The following is a 15990-nucleotide window of genomic DNA, read 5'->3' as shown; positions in this document are numbered from 1 at the left end:
CCGGTCTGGTCAGCCCTGTAGATTCCTGAGCGGCGCCGGAAGATGGGCCATCAACTTCTCGAATTCGCCGGGATCCAGCTTCTCCCACAGCACTTCGTAGACGCCGCGGGCTGCGCCGAGCGCAGTGAGCGGGAACTGCGGCGGAAGCTCCCTGGCGACATGTGCCGCAAATTCCTCGACATGCCGTTCCTTGGTCGGCGTTGCCGCCAAGCGCCAGCCCTCGTAGTAGATACCGCGCACCATGATCGGCAGCTGAGCCCCGAGCTTGACCACCACCTCCGGCGGCAACCGATCGCGCAACGCATGCAGAACGGCTCGCAATGCGCTGTAGGCCTGGTGGCGGTTCTCCAGGGCCAGCTGCTCGTCGATGGCCTTGAGCCAGACATTTATTTCCTGGACCGAATGGTCCAACGCAGTCACACCCGTGGACATGCTCATGATGTTGCTCCCGGACCAGAGACCGATCGTTGATTATTCGCGGGCTCGGGCTGGCCTGCTTTGACGTGCCGCAAGGTTCCCACGGCGGATTGCCAATCGGATCGGGTTGATCTCGCGCAAAGTTTTGGGCGTGTCGTGTGCTCAGAATGTCCCTCCGATAGGAGGAGCGCGACCATGCAAACCCCGGCTCAAATCGAGTTCGAGCACGTGACGGCGTCCCCGAAGCTGCGAGCTGCGATCGACGGGCACATCGCCGAGCTGGAAAAGCGCTACGGTCGAGCGACCGCGGGTCGCATCATCGTGAGAGGCCCTGGTGATCGTCACAAGACGGGCGGTCAATACCAGGTGAGCATCCGCCTGTGCCTTCCCGAAGGGCGCGAAGTCAATGTCGGGCGGACGCCCAAGCAGGACGAGCGGTACGCCGATCTGACCTTTGCGGTGGACGATGCATTCAAGCGCGCCCGTCGGCAGCTGCAGGACCAGGTGCTTGTGATGCACGGCCAGACCAAGCTCCACGAAGGAGAGCCGGTTGGGACCGTCGTGCGTATCGATCCCAGCGGCGAGTTCGGCTTTCTGGAAGGGACCGACGGCCAGGAGGTCTATTTCAATCGTAACAGCGTTGTGGAGGGGCGCGCGAGCATCGCCGTCGGCTCGCGTGTCAGCTTTGTTGAGGATCTCGGAGAGAAGGGACCACGGGCCAGCACGGTCAGGGTTCTGAACAAGCACAGCCTGCGGACGTAGGTGCTCCATCACTGAATTGTGGAGTGCATGATGGTTAGTAGCTGGATGCCTCGGGCAGCATTGGCCCGGAGCGATCGGCTGCGCCCTGGGGCTCGAAGCTCGAGACTACCGTGAAGGATTTGGCCCGGCCGTTGTTCCCGATGGCGAAAGCGCGCATGGGCGGGCGTGTGAGGTCAGCGCACGGCTTGCTGCACAACGGTAGGAACCTTCATCGCTAGCCTGAGTTGGCCGCACGGGCAGGGGCCGAGAGTCACACGAGGCCAATCGTGCAAGAAGACGTGCGCGTGCACAGCACCGCGCAGATCGCGGGTCATCCCATTCATCCGATGCTGGTGCCGATCCCGATCGCGTGTTTTGTCGGGGCGCTGCTGACCGACATCGCCTATGTCGTCAGCGCCGAGATCATGTGGGCGGATTTTTCGGCCTGGCTTCTTCTCGTCGGCGTCATCTTCGGCGTGCTGGCGGCCATCGCGGGCCTGATCGATTTCCTCGGTAACCGGCTGGTGCGGGCGCAGGCGCCGGCCTGGCCGCATTTGATCGGCAATGCGGTAGTGCTGATCCTGGCGATCTTCAACACGATGATCCACATGCGCGATGCCTGGACCTCGGTGTGGCCGGTCGGGCTGGTGCTTTCGGCGATCACCGTGCTGATCCTGCCTGTCACGGGTTGGCTCGGCTGGGCCATGGTTTATCGCCACGGCGTGGGAGTTGCGCGATGAAGCACTTCTTCCCCCACGCGCTGCTGTGCTCGTCGCTGCTGTTTCTGGCCGGCTGCAATGACGGCAGCGGTGATCCCAGGGCGCAGGTAGGCGCCAACCCGACACTTCCCGACATCCAGCAATATTTGGTGCCGCCGATCCATATCGCCCCCATCGTCGGCTGGAAGAAGGACGAGACGCCGACCGTCGCGCAAGGTTTGCAGGCGAAGGCTTTCGCCACGGGCTTGCAGCACCCGCGCTCGCTCTACGTGCTGCCCAATGGCGACGTGCTGGTGGTGGAATCCAAGGCGCCGAAGGGCGCCCCGATCAAGCGGCCCAAAGAGATCGTGATGGGCTTCGTCGAGTCCTGGGCGACCTCCGGCGGCGATACCGGTGTGAGCAATCGCATCACGCTGCTGCGCGACAGCAATGGCGACGGTGTGCCGGAGACGCAAAGCGTGTTCCTCGACCATCTCAATTCGCCGTTCGGCGTCGCGCTGGTCGGCAACGATCTCTATGTCGCCAACACCGACGCGATCGTCCGATATCCCTACACGGAAGGGGATACGAAGATCACCGCGCCGGGCACGGTGCTGACGCCGCTGCCGGGCGGACCGATCAACCATCATTGGACCAAGAGCCTGGTGGCGAGCCCCGACGGCTCGAAGCTCTATGCCGGCGTCGGCTCCAACAGCAACATCACCGAGAACGGCATGGAGGCCGAGCACAATCGCGCTGCGATCCTCGATGTCGATCGCGCCAGCGGCCGCTGGCGCGTGTTCGCAAGCGGTCTGCGCAACCCTAACGGCCTCAGCTTCGAGCCGCAGACCGGCGCGCTGTGGACGGTAGTGAACGAGCGCGACGAGCTCGGCCCCGATCTCGTCCCCGACTACATGACCTCGGTGAAGGACGGCGGCTTCTACGGCTGGCCCTACAGCTATTTCGGCCAGCACGTCGATCCCCGCGTCAAGCCGGAGCGGCCGGATCTCGTCGCCAAGGCGATCGTGCCGGACTATGCCCTGAGCTCGCATGTCGCACCGCTCGGGCTCGCCTTCAACACCGGCGCCGGTCTGCCGGCCGCCTATCGCGGCGGCGCGTTTGTCGGCGAGCACGGCAGTTGGAACAGGCATGTGCTCAATGGCTACAAGGTCGTGTTCGTGCCGTTCACGGACGGCAAGCCGAGCGGTCCGGCGCAAGACGTCGTCACAGGCTTTCTCAACGGCGACAACCAGGCGCGCGGCAGGCCCGTCGGCGTCGCCATCGACAAGACCGGCGCGCTTCTGGTCGCAGACGACAGCGGCAACACGGTCTGGCGGGTGAGCGCGGCGCATCCGCAGCTGACGCAACGTTAGATATCGAGAACGGGAGGAGTTCGACAATGGGCCTTGCTCAATATGCCATCGTACCGGTGCAGGACGAATGGGGCGTGCTGCATGACGGCGACGTCAAGAGCCGATACGCCACCAAGGAAGCCGCCTTCGAGTCGGCGGTGGCCGCGGCGTCCCTGGCCCTTCGCGAGGGACATGAAGTCCATGTCAGCGTGCCCGGCCGCGAAGCCGGCGACAACGCGCTCGGTGTGTAGAGCGCCTCGCCGCAGAACGGCGTTCGAGAGAAGGAGGCCGCGATGACCAAGCTCCGTGAGCAGAACGGCGTCGAGCCGCCCCGGTCCGAGGACGACATCCAGCGCGAGCAGCTCGGTCCGCGCGGCGTGCCCGGTGCGCCTGACCCGGCCAAGATGACGCCGCAGCGGGACAAGAAGACTCCGAAGCACATCGATCCCGGCCACACGTCCTGACAATCGCTCTGCGGCTGGCGCCGCGGTGCCATTCGGAACCGACATTCCCGCTCGGCCCGTATACCGGGTATGACGTGCCGCCGGGCGCGATCTGCGCCTGGCGGGCAGGCGATTGGAATGCGGTTCTTGAAATCTGACGGCAGGCTCATCGGCGTCCTGCTGGTGCTCGCGATCACGCAGCTGGTCGGATGGGGCACGATCGGGCTTCCCGCCATCGTCGGGCGTGATCTCGCGGCCGATCTCGGCATGAGCCTGCCGGCGGTGTTCGCCGGGACATCCGTTCTCTACGTCTCGATGGGGCTGTGCGGCCCGTTGCTCGCCAAATCGTTTGCGCGGCATGGCGCGCGGACGGTCATGATGGTCGGTACGATCGTCACTGCGCCGGGCTTCGTGCTGCTCTCGCTCGCGCGCGAGCCGATGCTTTATTTCGCCGCGTGGATCGTGCTCGGCATCGCCGGCAGCGCCACGCTGTCGACCGGCGCCTATATCATGCTGAACGAGGTCGCGGGGCGGCGGGCCAAGAGCGCGATCGGCGCGCTCATGCTGGTGACGGGCCTGTCCAGCAGCATCTTCTGGCCGACCACCTCGTTCCTGAGCGGCCATCTCGGCTGGCGGTGGACGTGCCTCGTCTACGCGGCGATGATGCTCGTCGTCAGCCTCCCGCTCTATGCTTTTTTCGCGCCACGCCGGATCGTCGCAAAGGACGATGGCGCCGAACCGGCCAGGCGGTCGCCGCCGCCTGCGATTCCGAGGAGTACGTTCGGCCTCGTCGTCGCCGCGATCACGCTGAACGCCTTCGTCAATTTCGGTATCAGCGCCGTCCTGATCGAGCTCTTGCGGGCGGAGGGGCTGACGCCGGCGCAGGCGCTCGCGTTCGGCTCGATGCTGGGCGTGATCCAGGTCAGCGCCCGCGGGCTGGATTTCCTCGGTGGCGGGCGGTGGGACGGGATCACGACCGGGCTCGTGGCGGGCACCGCGTTGCCGGTCGCCATGCTGCTGCTGATGATGAGCGAGGGCTCCACCTGGGCGGTCGCGGTGTTCATCCTGCTCTACGGCGCCGGCAGCGGCGCGATGGCGGTGGCGCGGGCGACCATCCCGCTCGTGTTCTACGACCAGGCCGAGTTCGCCAAGGCCATGTCGATGATCGCGCTGCCGCTCAATCTGGCATCGGCGGTCTCGCCGCCGCTCCTCGTCGGCCTGCTGACCCAGTTCGGCAGCCGCGGGGCGCTCGGTCTCACCTTCGTCTTCTCCTGCGCCACGGTGCTGATCCTGGTCCTGCTCGGCCGCCGGCGGCCGCGGGTGGTCGCGGCGGGCGCAACCTGAGACCGCGAGGCGAAATTCGCGGTGCGGAAAGTTGCGGGCAGGAATTGGCGCCGCTGCCCGGCAGGGGATGGCCGTATGCCGTCAGTGCAGTGCTCAGGGCGCGAAAATAGTGTATCCGCAGGGAGCGCGGCCTTTCGATCTCGCCGCCGCGCCAAGATCAGTTCCCCGGAGGAAATCGATATGTCGGCCTTGCCGCTCTCAGGCATCAAGATCCTTGACCTCACCCGCGTGCTTGCCGGGCCCCTGTCGGCCCAGATGCTGGGCGATCTCGGCGCGGAGGTGATCAAGATCGAGCGGCCGGGCACCGGCGACGACGCGCGCGCCTTCGGGCCTCCTTACCTGACCGACCCCGAGGGCAAGGCCAACAACAACAATTCGTTCTATCTCTGCGCCAACCGCAACAAGAAGTCCGTCACCGTCAACATCGCCAAGCCGGAAGGGCAGGCGATCGTCCGGGAGCTCGCCAAGGACGCCGACGTCTTCATTGAGAACTACAAGGTCGGCGATCTCAAGCGCTACGGCCTCGACTACGAGACCATCAAGGCGATCAATCCCGGCATCATCTATTGCTCGGTGACCGGCTTCGGCCAGACCGGGCCGTATGCGCCGCGTGCCGGCTATGATGCCATCCTGCAGGCGATGGGCGGATTGATGAGCGTCACCGGCCATATCGACGGCGAGCCGGGCGAGGGCCCGATGAAGGTCGGCCCGTCGATCGTCGACTACATGACCGGCATGAACTCCTCGATCGGGATTCTCTCGGCGCTCTACCATCGTGATGCCAATGGCGGGCAGGGACAGCACATTGACGTCTGCCTGTTCGATACCGTCATCGCATCCTTGTCGCACTGGCTGCAGATCTATCTCGTCAACGGCAAGACGCCGCCGCGCCGCGGCACCTGGGGCAATGGCGGCATGCCGGCCGGCGTGTTCCGCTGCGCCGACGGCGAATTGATGCTGGTGGTCGGCAATGACGGCCAGTTTCAGCGCACCTGCGCCGTCCTCGGCGAGCCCGAGCTCGCTAACGATCCGCGCTTCGTCAAGAACAACGATCGCGTCGTGCACGGCAAGGAGATCATGGCGATCTTCGCCGGCCTGTTCCTGAAGAAACCGGTGGCCTACTGGCTGGAGAAGCTGGAGGAGGCCGGCGTGCCGTCAGGTCCGATCAACAATTTCGAGCAGGTGTTTTCCGATCCGCACGTCCAGTCGCGCGGCATGCGGGTGAAGGTCGACCACCCCTTCAAGCCCGATCTTTCGCTGGTCCGCAACGCGCTGACCCTCTCGGAGACGCCGATCCAGACCTACCGCGCCCCGCCGCTGCTGGGGGAACATACCGAAGAAGTGCTCGGCGGCAAGCTCGGCTATGATGCCGGCAAGATCGAGACGCTGAGGCAGCAGGGGATCATCTGAAGCATGATCCTCCGGAAAAGTGCGCAGCGGTTTTCCGAAAAGATCATGCTTTGAACAACAACCTGAAGCGCGATGACGATTCAGCCTCATCGCATTGCGCTTTCGCCGGAGGGAGCGCGAGCCTCGGCGCGCCATTGCGACAGCCGAGGACCCGCGCGGGATGCTGGGGCTTGCCTGAAGCTTGCGCGCAATCCCCAAATAATCCCGGTCCGTAGTCGCACAGGCTTCCCCTTCGCGCGAGACTCTGATTCGATCCCTCCACTTGAGTTCGGGAGGGAAGTGAATGTCCTACACGATCGGGTTCCAGGCCAAGGACCAGAAGGCCATTCTGGCGACCGAGGCGGCCACCGCCAATCAGGCCGTCGCCATCGTTGCTGCGCTGCGGCAGAGCGCCGACGAAATAAAGTTCATCCGCTCGCCGCAGGAAGGCGAGATGGGCATCGAGATGTTGCTGCTGCTCGCCAAGGAAGAGGCCGAGGAGATGCCGCAGCGGATATAGGCGCTGTCGCCGCTACCCGGACTTCCGAGGTCTTGCCGCAAGCCGGACCAACTCGCTCGGCTTGCGATCGATGTTCATTGATCAGCGCGAATCCCGCGCCAGCGCTCTCGGCTTTGCGTCGACCTTTCCCGCCGTCAGCGCCATCGTCGCGACGCTGACCACGCGCGCGACCACGTCCTCGACGTCGTCGAGGTCGCATTTGCCTTCCGACAGCTTCGTCAGCCGTTCGCTCTCGCGGATGGTGTGGTGCGCCATCGCGAGCGCGAAGTTGAGGCCCCAGTAGATATCGACCTCGCTGCGCTCGGGCAGGGCGCGGCGCATCGCGCCGGCGAATTTCCGCAAATGGTCGATCTCGCGGTTCTTGATGCGGCGGATCGGCGGCACCGATTCGATCGAGGCGCGGATCATGAAGCGCGCGGCGGTGGAGCGCTGGTTCGCCGGGCCGAGGCAGCCGCGCAAGGTCGGCCCGACCAGCGCGCGCAAGATCACCTCGATCGGCGCGCGACCGCCGCCTTGCTCTTCCGCCGCCTTCAATTCGCGCAGGCGCTCGCGGTTGGTGGCGATCGAGCGTGTGACGAACAGCTCCGCGATCAGCTCGTCCTTCGAGCCGAAATGATAGTTCACCGCCGCCAGGTTGACATTGGCCTCCGCGACGATGTCGCGCAGCGTCACGTCGCCGAAGCCGCGATCGGCATAGAGCCGTTCGGCGGCGGCGAGAATGGCAGACCTCGTATGATCGCTGGCCATGATTGGGACACCTCGTCATTCCGGGGCGCGGCGCAGTCGCGAACCCGGAATCTCGCGCCACTATTTCGGGATTCCGGGTTCGACGCTTCGCGTCGCCCCGGAATGACGCATGGGGCTGCAAAGCAGTCGAGGGAGTTGCAATTCAAACAGTTGTATGAAACTATCGTTTGAAGGCCGGGAAAGTCAATCCGCAATCAGGACTCATTCGCAACTGTGATGGGTTCCGGTGCGCCTCGCAGCTTCGCGCTTGCGGGCCGCGTTCGGCGGGAGGACAGTCCGGCGCAAAAGGGTTTGCGAGAGAGAAAACGAGGAGCGTCCCATGGATTTTGATCTGTCCACCAAGCAGAAGGAATGGCTCGATCGCGTGCGGTCCTTCATGGCCAAGCACGTGCGTCCGGCGGTGCCGATCTACGACCAGCAGGACAAGAACGGCGACCGCTGGAAGGTCATCCCGATCCTGGAAGACCTCAAGAAGAAGGCGAAGGCCGAAGGCCTCTGGAACATGTTCATGCCGCCGAACGAGCATGAGGATGATGAATTCCGCGGTGCGGGATTGACCAATCTCGAATACGCGCTCTTGTCCGAAGAGATGGGCCGCATCACCTGGGCCTCCGAGGTGTTCAACTGCTCCGCGCCTGATACCGGCAACATGGAGGTGTTCATGCGCTACGGCACCAAGGAGCAGAAGCGCAAATGGCTGCGCCCGTTGATGGACGGCGAGATCCGCTCCGCCTTCCTGATGACGGAACCGGCGGTCGCCTCGTCCGACGCCACCAACATCGAGACCCGCATCGAGCGCGACGGCGACCACTACGTCATCAACGGCCGCAAATGGTGGTCATCCGGTGTCGGCGATCCGCGCTGCAAGATCGCGATCCTGATGGGCAAGACCGATTTCAAGGCGGCCAAGCACCAGCAGCAGTCGCAGATCCTGGTTCCGCTCGACACCCCCGGCATCAAGGTCGAGAAGATGCTGCCCGTGTTCGGCTTCGACGATGCGCCGCACGGCCATGCGCAGGTGCTGCTCGAGAACGTGCGGGTGCCGAAGGAGAACATCCTGCTCGGCGAAGGCCGCGGCTTCGAGATCGCGCAGGGCCGTCTCGGTCCGGGTCGCATCCATCACTGCATGCGGACCATCGGCAAGGCCGAGGAGGCGCTGGAGAAGATGGTGAAGCGGCTCACCTCGCGCACCGCCTTCGGCAAGAAGATCGTCGAGCATTCGGTGTGGGAGCAGCGCATCGGCGAAGCCCGCACCAACATCGAGATGACGCGCCTTCTGTGCCTCAAGGCCGCCGACATGATGGACAAGGTCGGCAACAAGACCGCGCAGGCCGAGATCGCCATGATCAAGGTCGCCGCGCCCAACATGGCGCTGAAGATCATCGACGAGGCGATCCAGGCGTTTGGCGGTGCGGGCGTGTCGGACGAGGCGGGCCTTGCCAAGGACTACGCCCACATCCGCACGCTCCGTCTCGCCGACGGTCCCGACGAGGTGCACAACCGCGCCATTGCCAGGCTGGAAGTTCGGAAGTATGCCAACTCTCCCAATCACTAAGCGGGGGAGCCCTGCGGCGCTCCCGACTTGAAGAAACGACAGGACATGATCCAATTGCGGTAACCGCTTGACGCAAGTGCGTCAGCGGTTACCGATTAGGATCATGTTCGGACTGAAGAGGGAGCGTCACCGTGGCTGACGGCGTCAGGAAAGACGAGGAGTTCTCGGGCACCAAGCCGGTCGAGGAGCGTCATCGCTTCGACGAGCTGCGGCTCGAGGCGTGGATGCGCGAGAACGTCGAAGGCTTCGAAGGCCCGCTGGTCGTGCTCCAGTTCAAGGGCGGCCAGTCCAACCCGACCTATCGCCTCAACACGCCGAACCGCTCCTACGTGATGCGCAGGAAGCCGTTCGGCAAATTGCTGCCCTCGGCGCATGCGGTCGACCGCGAATATCGCGTGATCGCCGCGCTCGGCAAACAGGGCTTTCCGGTCGCGCGCGCCTATGCGCTGTGCCAGGACGACAGCGTCATCGGTGCCGCCTTCTACATCATGTCGATGGAGGAGGGCCGGGTGTTCTGGGATCCGACGCTGCCGAGCCAGGCGCCGGACGACCGGCGCAAGATCTTCACCAGCAAGATCGAGACGCTGGCGAAGCTCCACATGTTCGATCCTGTTACGATCGGCCTCGGCGATTTCGGCAAGCCCGGCAACTATTTTGCGCGCCAGATCGACCGCTGGACCAAGCAGTATCGGGCCTCCGAGACCCAGCACATTCCCGAGTTCGAGAAGGTCGCCGAATGGCTGCCGAAGACCGTGCCGGAGCAGGCGCGCGTCTCTATTGTCCACGGCGACTATCGCCTCGACAACATGATCTTCCACGCGACGGAACCGCGCGTGCAGGCGGTGCTGGACTGGGAGCTGTCGACGCTTGGCGATCCCATGGCCGACTTCACGTATCTCTTGATGCAGTGGATCATGCCGGGCCTGGAGGGCGCCGACCTCAAGGCGCTCAACATCCCGAGCCTTGAAGAGGCCGCGCAGATCTATTGCAACGTCACCAAGATGACGGTGCCTGATCTCAACTGGTACTTCGCCTACAACCTGTTCCGCCTCGCCGGCATCACCCAAGGCATCGCCGGCCGCGTCCGCGACGGCACCGCCGCCAACGCCAAGGCGCTGGAGTCAGCCAAGCGCACCGTGCCGCTGTCGAAGGCGTCGTGGGAATACGCGCAGAAGGCGGGCGCGGTGTAGGACGACAAAAGCGCGGGCCGACGTGGCCGCGCTTTTCTTGTATCTGAACGCTCGCCTCTCGTGTCCCGGACGCGGTGCAGCACGAAGTGCTGCTCCGCAGAGCCGGAACCCAGTCACGTCGCTAAAGTATTCAGTTCATCCGTGAGATCGCGCCAGTCCGGATTGAGCTCTTCGATCAGTTTGAGCTTCCACGCACGTCGCCAGCGCTTTAACGAATGTTCGCGTGAGCGTGCTTCGAGTACCGACTCAAACGCTTCGAAATAGACGAGCAGTGTCACGTCATACTGCCGCGTGAATCCGGGGATGAGCTTGGCCTTGTGCTCGCCGATTCGGCGGACGAGGTCGTTCGTAACGCCGATGTAGAGAGTGCCGTTTCGTTTGCTTGCAAGGATGTACACGAAGTAGGGCATGGTCGTGCCATCTCGGCCGGAGATGCGCTCAAGAGTTGCATGGTTCGATGCCTTCGCCAAGCGTTCTGGGTCCCGGCTCTGCGGAGCGTCACTTCGTGACGCACCGCGTCCGGGACACGAGATCCGGGTTCGTGGCTTCGACGATTTCGCTGCGCTCAGCTCGGAGCGGCAAATTAGTCCGACGTGAAAAGCCTCTGACCATACTCTCGTGTCCCGGACGCGGTGCAGCACGAAGTGCTGCTCCGCAGAGCCGGGACCCAGTCACGTCGCCGATATTGCCTACGCGTTCTTACAATACGCGATCAGCCTCTCCACGAAGCCTGCGCATTTCTCCAGCTCGGCCATCTCCACGAACTCGTCCGGCGTGTGCGCCTGCGCGATCGCGCCCGGGCCGATCACGACAGAGGGGATATCGGCGATGTCGGCGAACAGGCTCGCCTCGGTGCCGAAGGCGACCTTGGCGTGGTCGTTGCGCCCGGCGAGGCTCTTGGCCAGCGTGACGATCGCGGCGTCGGCGGCCGTGTCGAGGGCGGGGTAGTCGAGGATCTCCTCGAAATCGATGCCGCACTCCGGATGTCTTGCCTTCATCGCCGGCTCGATCTCGGCCTTGGCCCAGGCGACGATTGCATCCGTGACCTCGCGCGACTCCGTGATGCCGATGCCGCGGCATTCGAAATCCACCGTGCAGGTGTCAGGCACGATGTTGAGCGCGGCGCCGCCGTGGACGATGCTGGTGAGCAGCGTCGAGTGCGGAACGTCGTAGAGGCTGTCGTTTGACCGCGCGGCCGCAAGCTTCTCGGCGCGGCGGCGGATCTCGACAATCAGCTCGGCGGCATATTCGATCGCGTTGACGCCGTCGGGCGCGATCGAGGAATGCCGAGCGAGGCCGCGAAAGGTGGCGCGCACGCCGTGCTTGCCCTTGTGGCCGATGATGACCTGCATCTGCGTCGGCTCGCCGATGAAGGCGCCGAGCGGCTTGATCTTCTTCTTCGCGACCTCGCGCAGCATCGGCCGCACGCCGACGCAGCCGATCTCCTCGTCATAGGAGATCGCCAGATGAATCGGTGTCTTGAGCCCGGCCTCCAGCATCTCCGGCACCATGGCGAGGCACACCGCGACAAATCCCTTCATGTCGGTGGTGCCGCGGCCATAGAGCTTGCCGTCGCGCTCCACCAGCTTGAAGGGATCATGGCTCCAGTCCTGGCCCACGACGGGCACCACGTCGGTATGGCCCGACAGCACCATGCCGGGACGATCCTCCGGCCCGATCGTGACCCACAGCGCGGCCTTCTCGCCGGTCTCGTCGACGATGCGCTCACCCTTGATGCCGAACGCGGCAAGATAGTTTTCGATATGGGCGATCAGGGGCAGGTTGGTGCGGTCGCTGATGGTGTCGAAACCGACGAGGTCGGCGAGGAGTTTTCGGATCCGGTCGGGTCTTGAGCTTGGCATTGTCTCGTTCTGTCGGGGGAATGGAGGCTGAAACGCTTGCAGGAACCATACCAATGTGGCGCCCGGTCGGGCAAATCAACATCGCAACCGTCATTCCGGAGCGATGCGCAGCATCGAGCCCGGGATCCATCGGGCCGCATCACCCGCGGTGACATGGATTCCGGGTTCGCGCCTTCGTCGCGCCCAGGAATGACGAGGGAAGAGCTACCAGACCTTGCGTTGCCTGTCGGGCAAAACACCCAAGCCATCGGTCAAGACGTCTCGCCGAAAATATTCCGCTTTACCGAAATTCGGAAACGGCGTATGTGTCGCCGCAACCCGGCCCATGGAAGAGGGGCGTATCGCGATCGTCACGAACGCGGGCCGGGCGGCGGTGGACGCAGATGGCGTTGGCGCGAACGGGCTTGCAGGGCGGGCAACCGTGAGCAGGGTCGTCGCGCATACGACCGGTGCCATCAGCGTACGGCAAAATCGTGTGGTCCTGGCGCCCGGGGTCTGTGCGCCAAGTCTTGCGGTGGCGTTGCGGCCCGACCGGGTTCGCACCGTCAGTCATTCGCAAGGCGACGGGGGCAATAGTGCATCGCTCCCCGGGGAGATCACGACATAAGCCGTTCCAACCACTGCGCAGGGAAGGCCGGGATGTCCCCGGTTGCCCTGTTACCCGCTATGCATCGAAGCGCACGCAGTTTGCGTCCGGCATGGCGGTCCACGGGAGCCAACCGGCTCCCGGCCTTCCCTGCGCCCTCTTTCATCGGGGGTGAGACAACCAAGCAAAGCTCGGGCGAGATGAGCCGCGAGAGCGTGAAGGTGTGTCTTCGGACGAGGTTCAGATCGGAAGAGCGATGCACGCCGCCCCACACTCCGTCATTGCGAGCGCAGCGAAGCAATCCAGAGTCTCTCCGCGGAGGGATTCTGGATTGCTTCGCTGGGCTCGCAATGACGGCGTTGATGCAGTTGCGCGCGAACACTCCGCTCTCGTGCCCCGGACGCAGCGCAGCGTCTCTTCGGCGGTGCGCTGCAGAGCCGGGGCCCATGTTGCGGCGACCCGTGTGGCGTCCTGGGTCCCGGCTCTGCGCAGCAGCGTAAGAACGCTGCAGCGCGTCCGGGACACGGGATCCCAATTAAACCGGCTTGCCCGTATACGGCATCGACGCCGTGAGGCCGCCGTCCACCGGGAATGCCTGGCCGTTGACATACGAGGCTTCGTCGCTCGCCAGGAACAGTCCCATCGCCGCGAGCTCGTGCGGCTGGCCGGGGCGCTTGAGCGGATTGAGCTGGCCGATCTTGTCCTGGGTGCCGCGTTCCTTGGCGCGGTCGAAGATCGGCTTTGTCATGCCCGTCTCGATCAGGCCGGGGCAGACCGCGTTGATGCGCACGCCGGTGCCGGTGAGCGAATAGGCCGTGGTCTGCACCAGGCTGATCACGCCGGCCTTGCTCGCGGCATAGGGATGACCGCTGGCGCCGGCCTTGAGGCCTGCGACGGAGGCGGTCAGCACGATCGCGCCGGACTGCTGCTTGACCATGTGCGGCATCGCGTATTTCACCGCGAGAAACGGCCCGATCAGGTTGATGCGCAAGATCTCCTGCCAGTGCTCCACCGTCTGCTCGGCGAGCGGAACGAGTCCGCCGGAGATGCCGGCATTGGCCCAGATCACGTCGAGCCGGCCATGCGCCTTCACCGCCTTGTCGATCACGGCGATGACGTCCTTTTCGGAGCCGGCATCCGCGATCATGGCTTCCGCGATGCCGCCGGCCTTCTTCACCTCCTCGACGGTCTCCTTCACGGCCTCGGTGCGATCGACCGCGATCAGCTTGGCCCCTTCCTTGGTGAACAGCAGCGCAGCCGCGCGACCGATGCCGCTGCCGGCGCCGGTGATGATGACGGATTTGCCTTGCAGGCGGCCCATGCGTTTCTCCCTTGTGGTGCCCCGCGCGGCGCTTGCCGCGCGGCGGAATTTCAAACAAGATTTCAAACGGTAAAGTGTCTTGAGGCACGTTCGCTACTCACGTACAGCGACATCAGACGGGATGGAAGGGTTTCGATGGCAGGTGCAGACAAGCCAAATGTGGTCGTCACGCGATGGTGGTGGGTCCGTCACGCGCCGGTGCGCAATGACGGCGGCAACATCTACGGACAGTCCGACATCGCCTGCGACACCAGCGACACCTATGTGTTCAATGCCGTTGCCAAGGTGCTGCCACGCACGGCGGTCTGGTATTCGAGCAACCTGATGCGCACCCACCAGACCGCCGAGGCGATCTGGGCCGCCGGCTTTCCAAGGCCTGCGTCGATGAAGCGGGAGGCGGATCTCGCCGAGCAGAATCTCGGCCGCTGGCAGGGCATGAACCGGGCCCAGTTCATCGCGAGCCGCCCCGTCGGCACGAGCTGGTTCGCCGACGTCAACGAGCCCGCGCCCGGCGGCGAGAGCTTCATGGACCTCTACAACCGCACGCGCCGCACCATCGAGCGGATCAACGCTGAGGCGGCAGGACAGGACATCATCGCGGTCGCGCATGGCGGCACGATCAAGGCGGCGCTGGGGCTCGCGCTCGACGGCCAGCCGGAGCGCGGGCTGTCGTTCGACATCGACAATTGCTCGGTGACGCGGCTGGACTATTTTGCGAGTCCCGAGCGCACCGTCTGGCGGCTGCCGATGGTGAACCAGCAGCCGTGGATTGCGGATGCTGCGCACGCAGCGATGCACCAGCCGGCGGGGCCGGAAGTCAAGAAGCTCGCCTGAGTTAAGCTGTCATTCCGGGGCGATGCAACGCATCGAACCCGGAATCTCGAGATTCCGGGTTCGGTCCTGCGGACCGCTCCGGAATGACATTCAATACCAAGATCAATCAGGGAGAGACACATGACCTTGTTCGACATGAAGGGGAAAGTCGCCGTCATCACGGGATCGACGCGCGGCATCGGGCTTGCGATCGCCGAGCGCATGGCCGAGCACGGCGCCAAGGTGGTGATCTCCTCGCGCAAGGCCGATGTCTGCGAGCAGGTCGCCAAGGGGATCAACGATAAGTTCGGCAAAGGTACCGCGATCGCGGTCGCCGCCAACATCTCGTCGAAAGAGAATCTGCAAAACCTCGTCGACGAGAGCAACCGTGCCTTCGGCAAGATCGACGTGCTGGTGTGCAACGCTGCGTCGAACCCGTATTACGGGCCGCTCGCCGGCATCTCCGACGATCAGTTCAGGAAGATCCTCGACAACAACATCGTCGCCAACAACTGGCTGATCTCGATGGTGGTGCCGCAGATGATCGAGCGCAAGGACGGCTCGATCATCATCGTCTCCTCGATCGGCGGCCTCAAGGGTTCGACCATCCTCGGTGCCTACGCGATCTCGAAAGCCGCCGACATGCAGCTCGCGCGCAACCTCGCCTGTGAATACGGCCCGCACAACATCCGCGTGAACTGCATCGCGCCGGGCCTGATCAAGACGGACTTCGCCAAGGCGCTGTGGGACAATCCGGAGAACCTGAAAGCCTCGACCTCGCGCTCGCCGCTGCTGCGCATCGGCATTCCGGACGAGATCGCGGGCGCAGCGGTGTTCCTGGGCTCTGCGGCCGGCGACTTCATGACCGGCCAGACCATGGTGATCGACGGCGGCGCGACGATCAGTTGACGGTTTCGTGTCCCGGACGCGGTGCGGCACGCAGTGCCGCTCCGCAGAGCCGGGACCCAGAAAGCCAAGGGCTAGATTGCAGAGGCATGGGCCCCGGCTCTGC

17 protein-coding genes are annotated in these 15990 nt (G+C 64.5%); 12 read left to right on the top strand and 5 right to left on the bottom strand.

The genetic code is table 11. From position 1 onward, the window contains the following. Positions 1-9: 9 nt before the first annotated feature. Complete coding sequence (locus FJV43_RS03030) at positions 10-438, bottom strand: DUF2267 domain-containing protein (protein ID WP_239624519.1); 429 nt, start codon at positions 436-438, stop codon at positions 10-12. Positions 439-612: 174 nt separating this feature from the next. On the opposite strand from FJV43_RS03030, the gene FJV43_RS03025 reads away from it, so the two are divergent. The 8 genes from FJV43_RS03025 (at position 613) to FJV43_RS02990 (ending at position 6904) form a co-directional block, all read left to right on the top strand. Continuing rightward, positions 613-1179: an HPF/RaiA family ribosome-associated protein gene (locus FJV43_RS03025; RefSeq protein ID WP_239624517.1), complete on the top strand. Its 567-nt coding sequence runs from the start codon at positions 613-615 to the stop codon at positions 1177-1179. 266 nt (positions 1180-1445) lie between these two features. After that, positions 1446-1898: a DUF2231 domain-containing protein gene (locus FJV43_RS03020; RefSeq protein ID WP_239624515.1), complete on the top strand. Its 453-nt coding sequence runs from the start codon at positions 1446-1448 to the stop codon at positions 1896-1898. Further along, positions 1895-3229 (top strand): sorbosone dehydrogenase family protein, encoded by a 1335-nt coding sequence (locus FJV43_RS03015; RefSeq protein WP_239624514.1) that lies wholly within the window; start codon positions 1895-1897, stop codon positions 3227-3229. Before FJV43_RS03020 ends, FJV43_RS03015 begins: the two co-directional genes overlap by 4 nt. Before the next feature lie 26 nt (positions 3230-3255). Next, on the top strand, positions 3256-3459 hold the full coding sequence (locus tag FJV43_RS03010; protein WP_061030115.1) for a hypothetical protein: 204 nt from the start codon (positions 3256-3258) through the stop codon (positions 3457-3459). Positions 3460-3501: 42 nt separating this feature from the next. Next, positions 3502-3672: a hypothetical protein gene (locus tag FJV43_RS03005; protein WP_239624512.1), complete on the top strand. Its 171-nt coding sequence runs from the start codon at positions 3502-3504 to the stop codon at positions 3670-3672. Between the two features lie 117 nt (positions 3673-3789). Next, positions 3790-4995 (top strand): MFS transporter, encoded by a 1206-nt coding sequence (locus FJV43_RS03000; RefSeq protein ID WP_239624511.1) that lies wholly within the window; start codon positions 3790-3792, stop codon positions 4993-4995. A gap of 180 nt (positions 4996-5175) precedes the next feature. Continuing rightward, the gene (locus FJV43_RS02995) at positions 5176-6405 is read left to right on the top strand and encodes a CaiB/BaiF CoA-transferase family protein (RefSeq protein ID WP_239624509.1); all 1230 of its coding nucleotides are present in this window, start codon (positions 5176-5178) and stop codon (positions 6403-6405) included. Positions 6406-6688: 283 nt separating this feature from the next. Continuing rightward, a complete protein-coding gene (locus FJV43_RS02990; protein WP_239624507.1) occupies positions 6689-6904 on the top strand; it encodes a hypothetical protein in 216 nt (71 codons plus the stop codon). An 81-nt stretch (positions 6905-6985) separates the two neighbouring features. Here FJV43_RS02990 and FJV43_RS02985 read toward each other — a convergent pair whose 3' ends face one another. Beyond that, on the bottom strand, positions 6986-7651 hold the full coding sequence (locus FJV43_RS02985) for a TetR/AcrR family transcriptional regulator (RefSeq protein WP_131867512.1): 666 nt from the start codon (positions 7649-7651) through the stop codon (positions 6986-6988). 319 nt (positions 7652-7970) lie between these two features. Between FJV43_RS02985 and FJV43_RS02980 the strand changes: the two genes are divergently transcribed. Further along, positions 7971-9206, top strand: coding sequence for an acyl-CoA dehydrogenase family protein (locus tag FJV43_RS02980; protein WP_239624506.1), 1236 nt, complete (start codon positions 7971-7973; stop codon positions 9204-9206). A 131-nt stretch (positions 9207-9337) separates the two neighbouring features. After that, positions 9338-10396, top strand: a complete 1059-nt coding sequence (locus FJV43_RS02975) for a phosphotransferase family protein (protein ID WP_239624504.1) — start codon at positions 9338-9340, stop codon at positions 10394-10396. Positions 10397-10509: 113 nt separating this feature from the next. Here FJV43_RS02975 and FJV43_RS02970 read toward each other — a convergent pair whose 3' ends face one another. The 3 genes from FJV43_RS02970 to FJV43_RS02960 form a co-directional block, all read right to left on the bottom strand. Continuing rightward, on the bottom strand, positions 10510-10806 hold the full coding sequence (locus tag FJV43_RS02970) for a GIY-YIG nuclease family protein (RefSeq protein ID WP_239629822.1): 297 nt from the start codon (positions 10804-10806) through the stop codon (positions 10510-10512). 279 nt (positions 10807-11085) lie between these two features. Further along, the gene (argE, locus tag FJV43_RS02965) at positions 11086-12258 is read right to left on the bottom strand and encodes an acetylornithine deacetylase (RefSeq protein WP_239624503.1); all 1173 of its coding nucleotides are present in this window, start codon (positions 12256-12258) and stop codon (positions 11086-11088) included. A gap of 1121 nt (positions 12259-13379) precedes the next feature. Continuing rightward, on the bottom strand, positions 13380-14165 hold the full coding sequence (locus FJV43_RS02960) for an SDR family oxidoreductase (protein WP_028182362.1): 786 nt from the start codon (positions 14163-14165) through the stop codon (positions 13380-13382). A gap of 135 nt (positions 14166-14300) precedes the next feature. Here FJV43_RS02960 and FJV43_RS02955 point away from each other — a divergent pair, with 135 nt between their 5' ends. Beyond that, positions 14301-14999 (top strand): histidine phosphatase family protein, encoded by a 699-nt coding sequence (locus FJV43_RS02955; RefSeq protein ID WP_239624501.1) that lies wholly within the window; start codon positions 14301-14303, stop codon positions 14997-14999. Between the two features lie 120 nt (positions 15000-15119). Beyond that, a complete protein-coding gene (locus FJV43_RS02950; RefSeq protein ID WP_239624499.1) occupies positions 15120-15887 on the top strand; it encodes an SDR family oxidoreductase in 768 nt (255 codons plus the stop codon). Positions 15888-15990 lie beyond the last annotated feature (103 nt).

Origin of the sequence: Bradyrhizobium sp. I71, assembly GCF_022354745.1 — a bacterium.
GTDB lineage: Bacteria > Pseudomonadota > Alphaproteobacteria > Rhizobiales > Xanthobacteraceae > Bradyrhizobium > Bradyrhizobium liaoningense.
The sequence above is the reverse complement of the archived record's forward strand: the minus strand, read 5'-3'. Positions and strand labels throughout refer to the sequence as shown.